This is a genomic window from Saccharothrix sp. CB00851, from assembly GCF_001905065.1.
Lineage (GTDB): Bacteria > Actinomycetota > Actinomycetes > Mycobacteriales > Pseudonocardiaceae > Actinosynnema.
The window spans coordinates 23,858-40,535 of sequence record NZ_LWLC01000023.1; the positions used below are offsets into that span (position 1 = coordinate 23,858).

Here is a 16,678-nt window from a genome sequence, read left to right on the forward strand (position 1 = left end):
TACTCAGCGCAACGCCCCACCGTTTCCGGCGAATGGGTGAGAAGTCCTGCCGGCTCCGAGACCGACGTGGTGGCGGGCACTCGACGGTGTGGAACCCTTCACCGGTGATCCGCGTCGGTCCTGCAGTGGCGGCGTGGCGGAACCGGGAGAGTCATGGCGGAGGCGTTCGGGCCTTATCGTGTCGGTGAGCTGTTGGGGCGCGGCGGCATGGGCGAGGTGCACCGGGCTCACGACACGGCGCACGACCGCGTGGTGGCGTTGAAGCGGCTCTCCGCCGTGCACAACGACGACGAGGAGTTCCGCGCCCGGTTCCGGCGCGAGTCGCGGATCGCGGCACGGCTGCGCGAGCCGCACGTCATCCCGATCCACGCCTACGGCGAGATCGACGGCCGGCTCTACCTGGACATGCGGCTGGTGGAGGGCCGTGACCTCGCGGCGGTCCTCGAGGACGGTCCGCTGGACCCGGACCGGGCCGTGCGGATCATCGCCCAGGTGGCGGGCGCGCTCGACGCCGCGCACGCGGACGGCCTGGTGCACCGGGACGTCAAGCCGTCGAACATCCTCGTCACGCCGGACGACTTCGTGTACCTGGTGGACTTCGGCATCGCGCGCAGCGTGCTGCCCGCCGGCACGCACCTGACCGCGTCCGGCGCGGTGATCGGGACCTTGGACTACCTGGCGCCGGAACGGTTCGGCGACGGCCAGGTGGACGGCCGCGCGGACGTCTACGCCCTGGCTTGCGTGCTGCACGCGTGCGTCACCGGCCACCGCCCGTTCGAGGTGGACAGCGCCGCCGCACTCCTCTGGGCCCACCTCCAACAACCACCACCCGCCGCCTCGGCGACCAACCCGGCCGTGCCACGCGCGTTGGACGACGTGATCCGGCACGGCATGGCCAAGGACCCGACCCACCGCTTCCCGACCGCCGGCGCCCTGGCCACCGCCGCCGCAGAAGCACTCACCACCCCACCTCTCGCCACCGCCTCGCCGGCCACTACTCCGCCGCACCTCGCCGCCGCGCCCGCACTGACTCCACCTGGCCTCGCCGCTGCGTCGCCGCCTCAGCCCGCCGCCTCGCCGCACCTCGCCGCCGCGTCGCCGCCTCAGCTCGCCGCCGGTTCCTTGCCCGCCGTTGCTTCCGCGCCCACTCCGCCTGGCCTGGCCGCCGGGCCTGCTTCCGCGCCTCCGCCAACCCCATCGCACGTCGCCGCCGGTTCCGCGCCGCCCGCGCCATCCGCCCCTGGGTCGCACTCCTCGCCACTGGCCGGTGAGTCGCCACCCTCCGCCGCACCTTCACGTCCTGCCGCTCCGCCGCCCGCCGGCCAGGCGCACGCCGGTCCGCGGCAGTCCGGTCCGCGGTCGGTTCCGCATTTTGTTGCAACTTTGCAGTCAGGTCCGCAAGGCGGCGTGATGAATGCTCCCGCACCGCCTGCCACGCGGACGTCGAGCCGGAAAGTGGCGCCGATCGTGGCCGGTGCGGTGGCGTTGGCGATCGTGGCGGTGGTGTTGGTCTGGTCGGTGGACTGGGCAGGCGACCGCAGGCTCGCGAACTCCGCCTCCGGCACGACCACCGCCAAGACGACCACCGCCAAGACGACCACCGCCAAGACGACCACCGCCAAGACGACCACGGCCACCACCGTGGCCGTCGACCAGCAGGTCACCGTCCTGCTCGACCGGCTGCCCGGGGTCTACCGCGGCAACCCGACCTGCGCGCCCACGCCGTCAACCGGCGCGGGCGTCGCGGCGACCGTCACGTGCACCAAGGCGAACCAGGAGCACTTCCGCTTCGCACCCCCGGACCAAGCGGTGTTCCACCTGTTCACCGATCGCGCCGCGCAGGACGCCCACTTCAAGGCACTGGTCGACGCCAGGGGCATCCCGCGCGAGGACGAGTCCGGAGGCTGTCGTCCCCTCACCCGCCCGGCCCACTACGCCCTGTACTACCGGTCCGTGAGCGGTCCCGTCCCCGGCGAGTACACGACGTGCTTCGTGGCCGACGGCGTCGGTCAGCTGTGGTGGGTCGACACGCGCACCTCGACCACGGGCGTGCTGAGGTCCTCTACGGCACTGGACCCGGACGCGCTCGACCAGCTCGGCTACTGGTGGAACACCATGATCCTCACCCCGATGCCGTGAGGTCGGCGATCTTGCCCTCCAGCACCGCCCGCTCACGGTCGTTGCCGCACAACCGCACGGCCCGCGCCAACTCCGCCCGCGCCTCGTCCGCCCGCCCCAACCGGCTGAGCAGTTCGCCGCGCACGCTGGGCAGCAGGTAGGAGTTCGCCAGCGCCTCGGAACCGGCGAGCCCGTCCACGATCGGCAACGCGGCGGCGGGTCCCCGTGCCATGGACACCGCCACCGCCCGGTTCAGGTCGACCACCGGTGACGGCGCGAGCCGGCCGAGCGCCTCGTACAGCAGCACGATCCGCTCCCAGTTCGTCTCCTCCACCGACGGCGCCACGGCGTGGCACTCGGCGATGGCCGCCTGCAGCCCGTAAGCGCCCAGCCCCCGGCCGACCTGCTCGGCACGGGCCAGCGCGGCACGTCCCCGGCGGATCGCGGCACGGTCCCACCGGCGGCGGTCCTGGTGCTCCAGCAGCACGGGCTCGCCGTCGGGCCCGGTGCGGGCCGGGAACCGCGCCGCGGTCAGCTCCAACAACGCCAGCAAGCCGTGCACCTCGGCCTTGTCCGGCACCAGCCGGGCCAGCACCCTGGCCAGGCGCTGCGCCTCACCCGCGAGGTCGAACCGGATCAGATCGTCACCCGAGCTGGCCGTCGAACCCTCGGTGAAGATCAGGTAGATCACGTTGAGCACCGAGCCGAGCCGCGCGGTCCGCTCCTCGGCGGTCGGCACCTCGAACGGCACCTCGGCCGCGCCGAGCGTCTTCTTCGCCCGCGTGATCCGGGCCTGCACGGTCGCCGTCGGCACCAGGCACGCCTTGGCGATCTCGTCGCTGGTCAGACCGCCGACCACGCGCAGCGTCAACGCCACCCGCGCCTCCCGCGACAGCACGGGGTGGCACGAGATGAACATCAGCGCCAGCACGTCGTCGTCGATCTGGTCGGGGTCCCACAGCACGTCGTCGGCGCCGTCACCCGGTGCGGCGCCGTCCTCGCCCAGGTCGCGGGCGAGGACGGCGTACTTCTCGTCCAGCGCGGACCGCCTGCGGAAGCCGTCGATCGCGCGCCGACGGCCGACGGTGAGCAGCCACCCCGCCGGGTTGCGCGGCACGCCGTCGCGCGGCCAGGTCACCAGCGCCTCGGCCAGCGCCTCCTGCGCCAGGTCCTCGGCCAGCGCGAAATCGCCGGTGTAGCGCGCGAGCGCACCGACGATCCGCGCCGACTCGATCCGCCAGACGGCGGCGACCGCACCGCGACCGGTGGGGTCGCTCGACGTCGACCCGCTCAGAGCTGCCCGGTGGCTTCCCGCCACGCCTTCTCCTTCTGGATCCACTCGTTGTCCTGCGGGAACTCGTCGATCGTGGTGACCCGGCGGATCTCGGTCTTGACACCGGCCCCGGTCAGGGGCTGCCGCTTGGCCCACTCGACGGCCTCCTCCTTCGAGGCGACGTTGAGGATGTAGAAGCCGTTGAACAGCTCCTTGGTCTCGCCGTACGGGCCGTCGGTGACCACCGGGGGCTCGGACGAGTAGTCCACGACCACGCCTTCCTCGGCGTCGGCGAGCCCTTCCGCGGCGACCAGCACGCCGGCGCGGATCAGCTCGTCGTTGAACTTCCCCATGGTCTCCAGGATCTCGTTGAAGTCGATGTCGCCCATCGACGCGAAGGCCTCGTCGGTGGCGCGCATGATCAGCATGTACTTCATGGTCGAAAGTCTCCTCGGCCGTTGTCCGGGCCCTTTCCGGACCCTGTCACCCCAAGGTCGAACGGGCCGAGCCGTGGATCGACACACCCGCCGAACTTTTTTCCAGACCGCGCGGGCAGCCTACTTCGAGCGGCGATCCACCTGGTCGAACGGCGCGCCCAAGTGGCGAAGAGGAGCAACGTGACCAGCGGGAACCCGTCGGAGGTGGTCCTCACTGCCGGCGACGACCGGTCCCGGCAGTGCGTCGCGAGTCGCCGGAGTGGCAAGCAATCTTGCCGGTGCGGCAAGCTGGGGCGGTGGACGAAGACCTGGACCGCGTGCTGACCGCCGTGGGCCGCGGCTGCGCGCGCTGCGCCGTGCCCGCGGTGTCACGCCGGCCGACCTCTCGGAGGCCACTGGCATGTGAGCCGCCGTCCGGGCGGCACGCAGGCGTTCAGGACCTGAGCACAAGCACGCCGGTGTGCCCCTCACTTCGCTGTGCGGGGCACACCGGCGTGCGTCAGGGGGTCCGGCAGGTCACGGTCGGCGAGGCCCACTGGCCGTTCGCCATCACGGTGAAGCCGAACGTCGTGCTCGCGCCCGCGGCGAGGTTGCCGTTGCCGCTGGGCCTCATGGTCATCACGGTGCCGCTGGAATCCCAGCTCGGCGTGCCGTTCCAGGTGGTCGACACCCTCTGCGGGGAGGTGACGGTCACCGTGGCGGTCCAGCTGGTGATCGCCGAGGAACCGGCCCGGATCGTCACCTCGCCGTTGAAGCGGTCACCCCACCGCTGGCTCGTGCGGTAGGTCGCGGTGCAGGAGCCGCCGCCCGGCTGGGACGTCGTGGTGGTGGTCGTGGGGCCCGTCGTCGGGGTGTTCGGTGCGACGGCCCGGCCGGTGGAGGGGGAGATCATGCCGGCGCAGAGGTTGCGGGCGGCGAGGTTGGCGGCGATCTGGGGGACGGCGTTGAGGGTGGTCTGGTAGCCGTCGTGCATGAGGATGACGCCGCCGTTCTGGACGGTGGAGGCGGCTTGGACGATCTGGGCGGTGCTCGCGCCGGCCCAGTCGCGGGAGTCGACGTTCCAGAGCACTTCGGTCAGGCCGAACTGGGCTTCGACGGCTTTGAGGGTGCTGTTGGTCTCGCCGTAGGGCGGGCGGAACAGCTTGGGCGCGACGCCGGTCGCGGACTGGATGGCCTGTTGGGTCCGGGAGATCTCGGAGGTCATCTGGGCCTGGCTGAGCTGGGTCATGTGGGGGTGGGACCAGCTGTGGTTCTCCACCCACATCCCGGCGTCGCGTTGGCTGCGCGCCAGTGCCTGATTGGAAATGACCTTGTTGCCCTGGTTGAAGAACGTAGCCCGGAGGCCCGCCGAGCGCAGGGCGTTGAGCAGCGTGGTGGTGCTGCCCGCGATCGGGCCGTCGTCGTAGGTCAGCGCGACGTAGCCGCCGGAGCAGTCGGCCGCCACGGCCGCGGTTTGCGGCAGCACCACGGCCAACCCGCCCAGCAACCCGACCGCACCGGCCAGGGCCGCGAGACGTCGCCGCGCGCCGCGCGCCACCGGCCTGCCGGCGACGGTGACAGCAGTTCTGGACATCACTTCCTCCAAGGGCTAGCAGGACCGACGCGGCCCGAAAGTTGCGACGCAGCCGGTTGATGCTTTCGAAAGCTAAGGTGAATGATCGTCGGCGTCAAGGATTGAAATTCACCTATAGAGACGCAAGAGCGCTGGTACGACGCGAGATCGGTTCGGGGTAGGTGCGGCCCGGAGCGGGTCGAAAGTATCGGAACGTTGCGTGATGATGTGGCGGCCCCACACACCGACGTGGCGTGAAGAGTGGCGTGGGTCACCAGCGACGGACAGCGCCGGGTGCTCCTAGCGTCGGACGCATCGCACGTGACCGCCATCACTTAACGTGGAGGATGCGCCCATGTCGGATCGTCGCCCTGTCCGGGCCGTTCGCGGTCTCGCCGCGGCAGTCGTCGCGGTGCTGGCCACCGCGGTCCACCTGGTCTCCTCGCCAGGGCCAGCCGCCGCCGCGACCTTGCGGGAAGTCACGGGTTTCGGGACGAACCCGGGCAACCTGCAGATGTTCCGCTACGTGCCCGCCGGGCTGCCCGCGGGCCGTCCGGTCGTCGTCGCCCTGCACGGCTGCACGCAGAACGCCACCGGTTACGGCCCGGCCAGCGGATGGCCGCAACTGGCCGACCGGTGGAAGTTCACCGTCGTGGTGCCGCAGCAGAAGTCCCAGAACAACGCCAACTCCTGCTTCAACTGGTTCGAGCCGGGCGACACCCGCCGCGGCTCCGGGGAAGCGCTGTCCATCAAGCAGATGGTGGACAAGGCCAAACAGGACAACGGCGCCACGTCCGCGTACGTCAGCGGGTTGTCCGCGGGTGGGGCGATGACCGCGGTCATGCTCGCCACCTACCCGGACGTGTTCTCCGGCGGCGGCATCGTGGCCGGGCTGCCCTACCAGTGCGCCACGTCGATGGTCGCCGCGTTCAGCTGCATGAACCCCGGCACGAACCTCAGCCCCGCCCAGTGGGGTGACAAGGTCCGGGCGGCGTTCGCGCACTCCGGCCCGCGGCCGAAGGTGTCCATCTGGCACGGCACCGCCGACACCACCGTGCGGCCGCTCAACGGCACCGAACTGGTCGAGCAGTGGACGAACGTCAACGGCACCGACCAGACACCGGACGTCAGCGACACCGTGGCCGGCTACCCGCACCGCGTCTACGGCGGCACGGTCGAGTACTACTCGATCACCGGCATGAACCACGGCCAGCCCGTCGACCCCGGCACCGGCACCACCCAGTGCGGCGGCACCGCCGCGTACATGCTGGACGTCAACATCTGCACCGCCTACCACCTGGCCCGCTTCTGGGGCCTCGACGGCGGCGTCACCCCGACGACGACCACCACCACGACCGCCCGTCCGCCTTACACCGACACGGTCACCGCCACCGCGACCGACCACTACGTGGCCCAGCGGATCGACGTCGGCGAGTACAACACCCTGGGCACGCGCTACGGCTACAACACGCCTTTCGCGCTCTACCGGTGCGGCACGGAGTGGACGGACAAAGCCGACTGCTCCGCGATCTGACCTGTCGACCTTCGCGCAACTGTGAACGACCGTGTTCCACCCACCAGTGCAACCTCGAAGCGTCCCGGTGAGTCTCCTCCGGGAAAGCGCGTTCATCACTGGGGAGGCAACACGTGCGTCACGCACGCTGGTTGGTGGTCGCCGTGCTCGCGGCCGGGCTGGTGAGCCCGGTCGCGGCACAGGCGGCGCCGGTGGTCGGGGGAGCGGCCCGGACCATCACGTTGATCACCGGCGACAAGGTGGTCGTGGACGAGCAGGGGGCGCTCGTCCGCATCGAGGGGCGTCCGGGGGCGAGGTTCGTCCGGTACGTCGAGGAGGACCACCAGTTCGTGGTGCCGGAGGACGCGCTCGACGACCTGGCGCACGACCGGGTCGACAAGCGGTTCTTCGACGTCACGGCCCTGCTCGACTTCGGTTACGACGACGCGAAGACCGACCACATCCCGCTGCTCACCCCGGGGGTGGGTGCGTCGGCCGCCGTCGTGAAGTCGGAGGCCGCGCGGCGGTGGGCGGACCGCCAGGTGGGCGTCCAGACCGCCGACAAGCTCTGGCTCGACGGCAAGGCCAGGATCACGCTCGACCAGAGCGTGCCGATGGTGGACGCGCCGGGCGCGTGGCAGGCCGGGTTCGACGGCGGCGGCGTGACCGTGGCCGTCCTGGACACCGGCTACGACCGGCAGCACCCGGAGCTGAAGGACGTCGTCGTGGCGGCCGAGGACTTCACCGGCGAGGGCATCCAGGACAACGTCGGCCACGGCACCCACGTCGCGGCCACCGTCGCCGGGCGCGGCGGCACGTACAGCGGGGTCGCCAAGGGCGCCAAGCTCGCCATCGGACGGGTCTGCGGCACGTGGGACTGCCCGGAGAGCGCGGTCATCGCGGGCATGGAGTGGGCGGCCCGCGAGGTCAAGGCCAAGGTCGTCAACCTGAGCCTCGGCGGTGACCAGAGCGACGGCACGGACCCGTTGTCGCTGGCCGTCGACCGGCTCACGGCGGAGACGGGCACGCTGTTCGTGGTCGCGGCGGGCAACGACTACACCTACCGCAAGGTCTCCGCACCCGCCGCGGCGAACGAGGCGCTGGCCGTCGCGAACCTCACCAAGCAGGGCCGGCTGAACGAATCGTCCTCGCGCGGGCCGAGGCTCGGCGACTACGCGGTGAAGCCCGATATCGCCGCTCCCGGCACGGACATCGTGGCGGCACGGGCGAACGGCACGTTGCCGGACCAAGCGGTCGGCGACCTGCACGCGCGGCTGACCGGCACGTCGATGGCCGCGCCGCACGTGGCGGGCGCCGCCGCGATCCTGGCGCAGCGCCACCCCACCTGGACCGCGCCGCAGCTCAAGGCGGCCCTGATGGGATCGGTCAAGCCGGTCGCGGACTCACCCGACCACGTCGGCACGGGGCTGCTCGACGTGCGGCGCGCGGTCGAGCAGCGGGTGCGCGCGGACGTCGGCAGCCTGTCGTTCGGGCTGGTGGAGTGGCCGCACACGACCGTGCACGACAAGACGATCACCTACGCCAACGACGGCGACCAGCCGGTCACGTTGCAGCTCCGGCACGACCTCGGCGCCGACTTCACCGTGCCGTCGAGCGTCACGGTGCCCGCGCACGGCACCGCCCCGGTGGTCGTGCGGCTCGACCCCCGCAAGGGGCTCGGCACGTTCTTCGGTCACGTCGAGGCGACCGCCGACGGCGTCCGCGTCACCACCTCGGTGGGCGCGTACGTGCAGGAGGAGCGCCACGCGGTGACCGTCCGGATCACCGGGCGCGACGGCAAGGCACCGGTCAACGAGTTCCTGCTGCTGGTGGACCTGAAGACCGGAAAGTCGCGCACGCTCCCGCTCGACGCCGAGGGCCGCGGCACGGTCAAGCTGCCGGTGTCCGACTACGCCGTGCTCGGCCGGGTCGAGCAGCACTCCGCGCTCGCGAGCTGGTACACGCCGGTCTCCGTCACCGAGGTCGCGGGCAAGGTGTCGACGGCCGCCGACGTGACCGTGGAGCTGGACGCGAGGCAGGGCAAGCCCATCACGGTCGACCTCGGCGACGACGGCGTGCGACCGCTGCACCGCGAAGTCGACCTGGGCGTGCCCACGGAGCCGGGCAAGACCTCCGGCGTCACCGGGCCGGTCGAAGGCTCCACGCCGGTGTACGGGCTGTCGTTCGGCGACCCGTTGCCGCAGTTGACGTACTCGACCACGCTCAAGGCCGCACGGCCGCGGGTGGCGTTGGGCGGGTTCGAACTGCCGGTGCGCTACGCCGACGCGAGCCCGTACTTCCCGCCCGGCACGCACGAGTTCCGCACCGCCAGGCGCGACGGTGACGTCATGGGCGCGCTCGTCGTGCTGGAAGGCACCGACGAGGACCTCTACGCGGTGGCGCAGCAGCTGAAGGACGCCGGTGCGGCGGCCGTGCTGCTGCTCGGGCCGTTGCCGTTCCCGAACGTCCCGCAGACCGCGTTGCCGGTGCTGTCGGCGTCCGACCACGGCGCGGAGGAGCTCTTGGCCGGGATCGGCGGCGTGGTCGCGCTGCACGCGATCGACTCCTCGCCGGTCAGCTACAACCTGTTCTTCCCGGAGCGGGGCGCGCTGCCGTCCGGCAAGGCGTACCGGGTGAAGCGGAGTGAGTTGGCCGAGGTCAAGGCCACCTACCGGTCCTCGGGCGCGGACGGCCTGGTCCGCCAGCGCCTGTACCCGATGGTCCGGGGTGCCGCAGTGGACAACCTGGGCGTTCTGTTGGACGAGGCGCTGGTCGCGCCCGTGGCCCGCACCGAGTACTACAGCGCGGGCAACGGCATCGGCTGGTACCAGGAAGGGTTCATCGGCCGGATGTTCGGTGTGGACGCGCGCGATCCGCAGGTCGGCATCTGGTCCGACCTCGAACCCGCCGCGTTCGAGCCGGGCCGTCAGTACCGGCGTGACTGGAACGCCGCGGTCGCCGCGCCGCGGCTGGACGGGACGTCGGTCGTGCAGTGGGCGGCCGGCGGTGGCGTGACCAGGGCCGGCAACGGCATCGAGGCGAAGGTCTCGCCGTTCGCGACCGGCAGCGCCGTCGAGTCCTGGACTGCCACCGGTTACGGCAGCATGGAGCTCAAGCGGGACGGCGTGTCGCTCGGGGTCGGCTACGACCCGCGCCGGGGCTGGTGGGACGTGCCGGCCGAACCCGGTCGCTACGAACTCTCCCTCGACGCGGCCCGCGGCGGCGTGCCGCAGCTGGAGCTGTCCACCGACGTGCGCACCACGTGGGGCTTCACCAGTGCGGCCGACGCGCCGGGCAAGCTGCCGTTGTTGCAGGTGGGCTACGCGATCCCGCTCGACCTCCGCAACAGCGCACGGGCCGGTGTGCCGCTGCCGGTGCGGTTCACCGCGTCACGGCAGGCCGGTGCGGGCAAGGCGACCGTGCGCGAGCTGACGGCGTTCGCGTCGTTCGACGACGGCGCGAACTGGGTGCCGGTGCGGTCGGTCGTCCCGGCGGGCGGCAAGCCGGGCGGGTACGTCTCGCTGCGCGTCGTCGCCTCCGACACGGACGGCAACACGGTCGACCAGACGGTCCTGCGGGCCTACCGGCTCCGGGCCTGATCGCGGCGACCGGGGATCGCGGGCGGTCCCGCGATCCCCGGTCGTGGTCAGCGTCGTCGTTCAGCCGTCACCAGCGGTCGGAGGTGGCGATCTGCACCAGCTGCTCCACGGTGAGCGGGGGCTGGGCGCCGAGCACGGGGCCGCTGCCCTTGGGCGACTGCCGGTTGCTCACGTGCATGACGAACACCAGGCCGTCCGGGCGGACGAGCGAGACCTGGTGGGTCACGCCCCCGCTCTCCAGGGCGACCTGGCTGGTGGCCAGCGACGAGCCGTCGGGCAGCTCGCGCACGCTGCAGCTCGGCTCGTCCGGGGCGTCGCACCACGCCCCGTCGCGGCCCTGGCCCGGGTACATCAGCAGGTCGAAGCCGCCGGTCACCCCGGCCGAGGTCAACGTTCCCACGATCGAGGAGCCGACGGTCTTCGGCTGGGAACCCGGGTCGATCGGCACCGTGGTGGTCGGCGCCGTGGAAATCGGCACCGTGGTGGTGGTCGGCGCTGTGGTGGTGGTCGGTGCCGTGCCGGTGATCGGCTTATCGGGCAGGGTCATCACCGAGGCGCCCGGACCGGTCTCGGTCACGGTGAACGTGGCCAGGTCGCCGAGCACGGCCCGGAACCGCTCGGCCAGCAGCTCGGGGTTGTCGTAGGCCGGTGGCGGTGGCGTCGCCGTGGTGGTGGTGACGGGCGCGGTCGTCGTGGAACCGCCGGGCTGGGCCGCCTGCGTGCCCGGGTCGTCGCCCGGCACGAGCAGCACCGCGCCGGTCACCAGGCCGGCCACCGCGGCGGCGGCGAGGGCCATCGGCACCAGCCGGGACGCTCGCGCGCGGTTCCGGTGCGGCAGGTCGAACGACCCGGTCGCGGTGGCGACGTCGGCCCGCCGCTCCAGTTCCTCGAAGGCGTCGTTGAGCGCGCGCAGGTCGGTCATCTCGTCTCCTGGTAGGTGTGGGGGTTGGCGGTGAGGTCGACCCGGAGGGTGGCGAGCGCGCGGGAGATCTGGCTGCGCACCGTCGTCACCCGGCAGCCCAGCTCGGCGCTGATCTCGGCGTCGGACAGCCCGGCGTAGTAGCGCAGCACGACCGCCGCGCGCTGGCGCCGGGGCAGACGCGCCAGCCTGCGGATCAGCGCGTCGCGCTGGGCCCGTTCGTCGGCGCCGTCGCTGAACGGGGCGTCCGGCTCGACCTCGGCCCGGGGCGACGTGCGGGCCAGCCGCCGTCGCCAGGACAGGTACTCGTTGACGACCATCCGCCGCACGTAGGCGTGTGGCTCGGCCATCCCCGAGATCCGGTCCCACCGCTCGTAGGCACGACCGAGCACGTCGCTGACGATGTCCTCGGCCAGCCAGGTCTGGCAGGTCAGCACCGTGGCGAACCGCATCAGCGCCGGACGCCGCCCGACCACGTACTCACCGAACTCCATCGGCACTCTCCCGATCGGCCACTTGGCTTGTGATCACGCCCCTCAACGGAGAACCCGCCCGATCCGTTGCACGCCGGGGCCAAAGAAGTCCCATCGGAGTGCCGAGCGCCGAGATCACCTGCCCGTGCGTCTTCCGCCGAAGGTCCCACACCGGCCCTTCGGCGGAAGAGAATCGCACGTGGGAGCGACGCTCAGGCCGCGTAGGTGGCGTCCTGCGCCGCGCTCACCACCTTGGCCGCGTCCTCGGCGGTGAGCAGGCCCGCGGACACCCAGGTGGCCGCGGTCGCCCTCACGTGCTGGATCAGGTGGCCCTTGGCCCGGAACGGCGCGGCGGCCCACACCTCGTCCAGGAACGTGGTCCCGTCGCCGCGACCGGGGTTCGCCACGCCGGAGTCCCGACCGCCGAACGCGATCCGGGGCTCACGGCGGCGGAAGTAGACGTGCGTCGGGTCCTCGGTGCCCTCGAAGAACGGCGCGAACTCCACACCGTCCAGCACGTGGTGCAGCGGCTTGCCCGGCACGGGCGTCAGGCTGGGCAGCAGGTCGCCGGACAGCCCGGCGTTGCGGTACAGCCCGAACTCCAGGAACGTCCGGCGGGCGTCCCGCGCGACCAGGTTCACCGGGCCGTAGAACAACGTCTGGGTCGCCGGGTCGTCCAACGCCCGCTCCACCCGCAGCCGGAACGGGATGGACACGCGCACCGTGTCACCGCTGCGCCACGTCCGCGACAACGTTAGGTACGAACCCGCCACCGCGGCACGCGGCACCCGTTCGCCGTTGACCTCGACCCGGAAGTCCGAGGCCCACCCCGGCACGCGCAGGTGCAGGTCGAACCGCCCACCGCCGTGCACGCTGATCGTGGTGCCCTGCTCGACCGGGTAGTCCGTGGTCTGGGTGACCGTGACGCCCTTCTCCTCCCACTTCAGCGTGGACGCGCTGTAGAGGTTGACGTACAGCGCGCTCCCGTCGGCCTTGGCGAAGTACACCGAGTCCTGGTACTTGGTCGCGCTCTCCATGCCGGTGCCCTCGCAGCACGTGGTCCCGGCCTTCGGCGTGTAGTCCCGGACGTGACCGGGCAGCAGGCCGATGAAGTACGTGACGAGCGGCTTCTCCGCGTCGGCGCGGTCCTGCTTGGACCCCAGCACCTGGTTGTAGAGCGCGCGTTCGTAGTAGTCCATGTACTTCGGGTCCTGCTCGTGGAAGAACAGCACCCGACTCAGCTTGAGCATGTTGTAGGCGCAGCACGTCTCGGCGTTGGTCTCGCTCAACGTGCCGACGATGCTGCCGCGCGCCCGCCAGAACTCCGCCGTGCTCGTGCCGCCGATGCCGTACATCCTGTTGGGCACGACCATGTCCCAGAAGTTGCGCGCCGCGGTCAGGTACCGCTGCTCGCCGGTCTCGTCGTGCAGCCGCACCATGCCGGTGAGGATCGGGATGTGCTGGTTGGCGTGCAGCCCGTCGAGGATGTCGGTGCCCGCCGCGCACGAGTCGATGAGCCGGTCCAGGTCGAACAGCTTCGCCAGCGCCAGGTGCTCGGCCTTGCCGGTGAGGGCGTGCAAGTCGCAGATCGCCTCCACGATGCCGCCGAACTCGCCGCTGGAGAAGATGCCCCACATCCGCTGCAACGTGGCCTTCGGCAGCTTCGACAGCCGCGAGTGCATCCAGTCGCCCATGCCGCCGGCGAGGTCGAGCGCGCGCTCGTCACCGGTGTTGAGGTAGGCGTCCAGCAGGCCGCGCAGGATCTTGTGCGCGGTGTAGTACGGCGCCCACACGACGGTGTAGTTGCCGCTGGTCATCGACTCCAGCGTGATGAACTGGGTCTCCGGGTAGGCGGCGAGGAAGCCGGGGTGGCTCGGGCCGCCCCACGTGCGCCGCAGCGTGGCGTGCTGACCGCGCCCGGACGCGTCGGCGATCACCGTGCCGCCGGTCTCGTCGAACGAGTACGACGCCAGGTCGCCCCGCGCGGGCGTGTGCTGGAGCGCGGCGACCTCGTCGGCGCTCAACGCCCGCGACCAGAGGTCCACCTGGTCGAACGCGCCCGCGAAGGCCGGGTCGGCGCTGAACTGCGAGTTGCCGAGCCAGTGGTTGCGCAGCGCGCCCAGGGTGGCCGGGTTGTGCGTCATGTTCGTGTTCACGCCGACGCGCTCGCCGTTGAGGTAGAGCGAGCCGGTGGTGCCCTCGATGGTGACCGCGACGTGGTGCCACCGGCCGACCGGCACCGGCCCGGTGCCGTCGATGACCTGCTCGGCACCCGGACCGTTGGGGGTGATCGCGAAGCGCGGCCGGTTCAGGTGGCTGCGCAGCGTCAGGAACATGTACCGGGAAACGTTGTTGCCGAAGTCGAACACCCGCGCCCACGTGGTGTCGTGCTCCGGCTTGACCCAGGCGGAGATCGTGACGGCGGGCGTGCCCGCGAGCACGGTCGGCGGCAGGTCGAAGAACCGGTAGCTGCCGCGCGGGTTCTCCACCGCCGTGCCGAACTTGCCCGGCACGCTCAGCGGCACCGGGTCGCGCCGCAACGCGTCACGCACCTCGGCCAGCGCGCCGACCACGTACCGGATCTTGTCGGCGTAGACCTGCTCGCCGGTGCCCGCGTACGCCTGGGACAGCATGGTGAGGAAGTGGCCCGTGTAGTGGCCGCGCAGGTTGCCGTTGGCCTCGCCGTCCAGCCCTTCCCAGCCGCCGGGCGCCACCGCGCCCCGCGTCGACAGGCCCGCGTTGGCGCGGAAGACCTGCAACAACCGGTCCACGTCGTAGCCGCGGGCGTAGTCGAGCATCAGGTCCCGCTTCGCGGCGAAGAGGCCGTCGCCGAGCGTCACGTCGTCCAGCGCGAACGGCCGGACCCGCCATGCCGCCGGCGGTGGCAGCGTCGACGCCGCGGCCACGGGCGCGGCCGCCACCGCCCGTCCCGTGACGGTGGACGCGACCAGGGGCGTCGCCGCCGCCAGCGCCGTGGCGCGCAGGAAGACTCGCCGGTCTACGGGTTGTGCCATGAGGTACCTCTCGAGGGGCGTGGGCGGTCGGCGGCGCGTCGCGCACCGCCGACCGCCGTGCGGGTCAGGTGAGCTGGATGTAGTCGAGTTCCGCGTACCCGGTGCCGCCGGCGAAGTAGGGCGAGCCCTTCGCCAGGCGGATCACGTTGTAGCCGGCCCGCAGGCCGACGGTGGTGCTCACGGTGGCGCCGAACTGGCCCCACCCGGCGGTGGGCGGGTAGCTGATCGTGCTCCAGGCGCTGCCGTTGTAGGCCAGGCCGTGCGTCGCGGTGGCGCCGGTGCCGTTGGCGTACCCGACGGTCATCGTGTAGTTGCGGGCCGTGGGCACGTTGACGATGAAGTCGACGTAGCTCGCGGTGCGCGGGTCGCCGGTGTTGTCGATCCGGCCGACGTACCCGCCGTTGGACGCGTTGGTCGCGGAGAGCCGTTCGGCGCGGAACACCGACGCGTTCTCCGCTTCGTACCGCTGTTGGTAGGACGGCACGCCGCTGGTCGGCTCGACCACGAGGTGGTAGGAGGCGGTCGCGGACATGTTCGGCACCGGGACGGTGATGGCGCCGTTGGTGACGGTGTAGGTCGTGTTGGCGAGCGTGGTCGGTGCGGACACGTTGGTGAAGCGGCCCGAGCCCGGGGTGGACTCCAGGCGGACGCGGACCGTGCCGCCGAGGGCGCCGAGGCCGGTGACGCGGACGTTGTTGGTGCCGGACTCGTCGCCGAAGACCACGTCGACCCGCTTGCGCGTGCTGTCGTAGGAGGCGAAGCCGTCCAGGCCGGTCTGGGCGCGTGGGGTGGTGCGGACCATGTTGCCCGCCATGTCGCCGTACCACTTGTACAGCCACCACGAGGCGGTCGGCTGGTTGTTGTGGGTCAGGCCGTTGACGGTGCCGTACTCGTACCAGAACGCCCGGTCGGCGGCCCACACCCCGGCGCGTTCGAGCTTGGCGATGTAGTTGGTGACGCGGCCCGGCACGTCGATCTCGTCCCGCTCGGCGTACTCGTTGATGAAGATGCGCCGCGGGCTGATGCCGAGCTGAGCCTCCATGGCCCGGTAGGCCGCCACGTTGGCCGCGATGTACGGCGTGGTGTGCCCCAGTTCGTGCCACACCACGATGTCGGGCAGGGTGTTGGTGTCGCGGGCGTTGGTGAGGAAGGCCCGCATCCGGGTGGGGTTCCAGTGCGAGTCGCCGGGGCCCGCGACGGGGGTGACGGCGTCGCGGGTGCGGATGCGCTGAACGGTGCGGGTCCAGCCGGTGTTGAAGTCACCGGCCGCGGCGGTGTTCCAGGTCCAGTCGGCCTCGTTCCAGATCTCGTACGCGGTGATGTTGCTGACGGTGGTGGCGGCCAGGCGGTCGTTGACCATCTGGTCGACCTTGGCGAACCAGTCGTTCCAGCTGACCCACCGGTACGGGAAGTCGCGGTAGATGTCCGGCATCCGGATCACCTGCGCCGCCCCGACGCGGTCCGCCTGCGGTGCCACGAGGAGGGCATCACCGCCGGGCGGTTGGCCGTTGGGAGCCTGCCCGACCCGCGGCGGTGGCTGGGTGAGGGTGTGCATCTTGATGGGCAGCAGCATCGAGTCCGCCGGCCGGTTGTTCTCGGCCAACGCGTACAGCCCGCCGGAAGCGGCGTGCGTGACCGGCCGGAACGGCACGGCCGCGTCCACGACCAGCGTGCTGCCCGCCGCTTGGGCGGAGTGGAGCGGTAGGGCCACCAGGGTGGTGGCGGCGAGGGCGGAGACCGCTAACGCGGCTCGCAGTGTCGGCTTTGGCACCGTGCACCT

General features: G+C 71.6%; 10 protein-coding genes. 3 read left to right on the forward strand and 7 right to left on the reverse strand.

Annotated features, from left to right (window positions below; all coding sequences use genetic code 11):
• Positions 1–153 precede the first annotated feature (153 nt).
• A complete protein-coding gene (locus tag A6A25_RS44845; protein WP_073892736.1) occupies positions 154–2,139 on the forward strand; it encodes a serine/threonine-protein kinase in 1,986 nt (661 codons plus the stop codon).
• On the opposite strand, the gene A6A25_RS21655 is transcribed toward A6A25_RS44845, so the two are convergent.
• The 3 genes from A6A25_RS21655 to A6A25_RS21665 all read right to left on the reverse strand — a co-directional run bounded on the left by A6A25_RS21655 (position 2,123) and on the right by A6A25_RS21665 (position 5,401).
• Positions 2,123–3,412, reverse strand: a complete 1,290-nt coding sequence (locus tag A6A25_RS21655; protein ID WP_198932821.1) for an RNA polymerase sigma factor — start codon at positions 3,410–3,412, stop codon at positions 2,123–2,125. The two genes, A6A25_RS44845 and A6A25_RS21655, sit on opposite strands and share 17 nt — an antisense overlap.
• The gene (locus tag A6A25_RS21660) at positions 3,409–3,828 is read right to left on the reverse strand and encodes a YciI family protein (RefSeq protein ID WP_073892740.1); all 420 of its coding nucleotides are present in this window, start codon (positions 3,826–3,828) and stop codon (positions 3,409–3,411) included. Before A6A25_RS21660 ends, A6A25_RS21655 begins: the two co-directional genes overlap by 4 nt.
• 499 nt (positions 3,829–4,327) lie before the next feature.
• Complete coding sequence (locus A6A25_RS21665) at positions 4,328–5,401, reverse strand: polysaccharide deacetylase family protein (protein ID WP_073892742.1); 1,074 nt, start codon at positions 5,399–5,401, stop codon at positions 4,328–4,330.
• Between the two features lie 334 nt (positions 5,402–5,735).
• Between A6A25_RS21665 and A6A25_RS21670 the strand changes: the two genes are divergently transcribed.
• Entirely contained in the window at positions 5,736–6,914 is a 1,179-nt protein-coding gene (locus tag A6A25_RS21670; protein WP_083668537.1) for an extracellular catalytic domain type 1 short-chain-length polyhydroxyalkanoate depolymerase, read from the forward strand.
• Positions 6,915–7,027: 113 nt separating this feature from the next.
• Positions 7,028–10,492, forward strand: a complete 3,465-nt coding sequence (locus A6A25_RS21675; RefSeq protein ID WP_073892746.1) for a S8 family serine peptidase — start codon at positions 7,028–7,030, stop codon at positions 10,490–10,492.
• Between the two features lie 67 nt (positions 10,493–10,559).
• Here the strand turns inward: A6A25_RS21675 and A6A25_RS44185 are convergent, their stop codons facing one another.
• The 4 genes from A6A25_RS44185 to A6A25_RS21695 form a co-directional block, all read right to left on the reverse strand.
• Positions 10,560–11,414, reverse strand: coding sequence for a hypothetical protein (locus A6A25_RS44185; RefSeq protein WP_073892748.1), 855 nt, complete (start codon positions 11,412–11,414; stop codon positions 10,560–10,562).
• Complete coding sequence (locus tag A6A25_RS21685) at positions 11,411–11,911, reverse strand: SigE family RNA polymerase sigma factor (protein WP_380735386.1); 501 nt, start codon at positions 11,909–11,911, stop codon at positions 11,411–11,413. The genes A6A25_RS44185 and A6A25_RS21685 overlap by 4 nt, the downstream gene beginning before the upstream one ends.
• Positions 11,912–12,096: 185 nt before the next feature.
• Positions 12,097–14,898, reverse strand: coding sequence for a beta-L-arabinofuranosidase domain-containing protein (locus tag A6A25_RS21690; RefSeq protein ID WP_073892750.1), 2,802 nt, complete (start codon positions 14,896–14,898; stop codon positions 12,097–12,099).
• Positions 14,899–14,962: 64 nt separating this feature from the next.
• Positions 14,963–16,669, reverse strand: coding sequence for a CBM35 domain-containing protein (locus A6A25_RS21695; protein ID WP_198932804.1), 1,707 nt, complete (start codon positions 16,667–16,669; stop codon positions 14,963–14,965).
• Between the last annotated feature and the right edge of the window lie 9 nt (positions 16,670–16,678).

Bases quoted from the DNA above. Each gene is read 5' to 3' on its own strand.
- A6A25_RS44845 (WP_073892736.1), top strand. From the start codon at position 154: ATGGCGGAGGCGTTCGGGCCTTATCGTGTCGGTGAGCTGTTGGGGCGC.
- A6A25_RS21660 (WP_073892740.1), bottom strand. From the start codon at position 3,828: ATGAAGTACATGCTGATCATGCGCGCCACCGACGAGGCCTTCGCGTCG.
- A6A25_RS21665 (WP_073892742.1), bottom strand. From the start codon at position 5,401: ATGTCCAGAACTGCTGTCACCGTCGCCGGCAGGCCGGTGGCGCGCGGC.
- A6A25_RS21670 (WP_083668537.1), top strand. From the start codon at position 5,736: ATGTCGGATCGTCGCCCTGTCCGGGCCGTTCGCGGTCTCGCCGCGGCA.
- A6A25_RS44185 (WP_073892748.1), bottom strand. From the start codon at position 11,414: ATGACCGACCTGCGCGCGCTCAACGACGCCTTCGAGGAACTGGAGCGG.
- A6A25_RS21690 (WP_073892750.1), bottom strand. From the start codon at position 14,898: ATGGCACAACCCGTAGACCGGCGAGTCTTCCTGCGCGCCACGGCGCTG.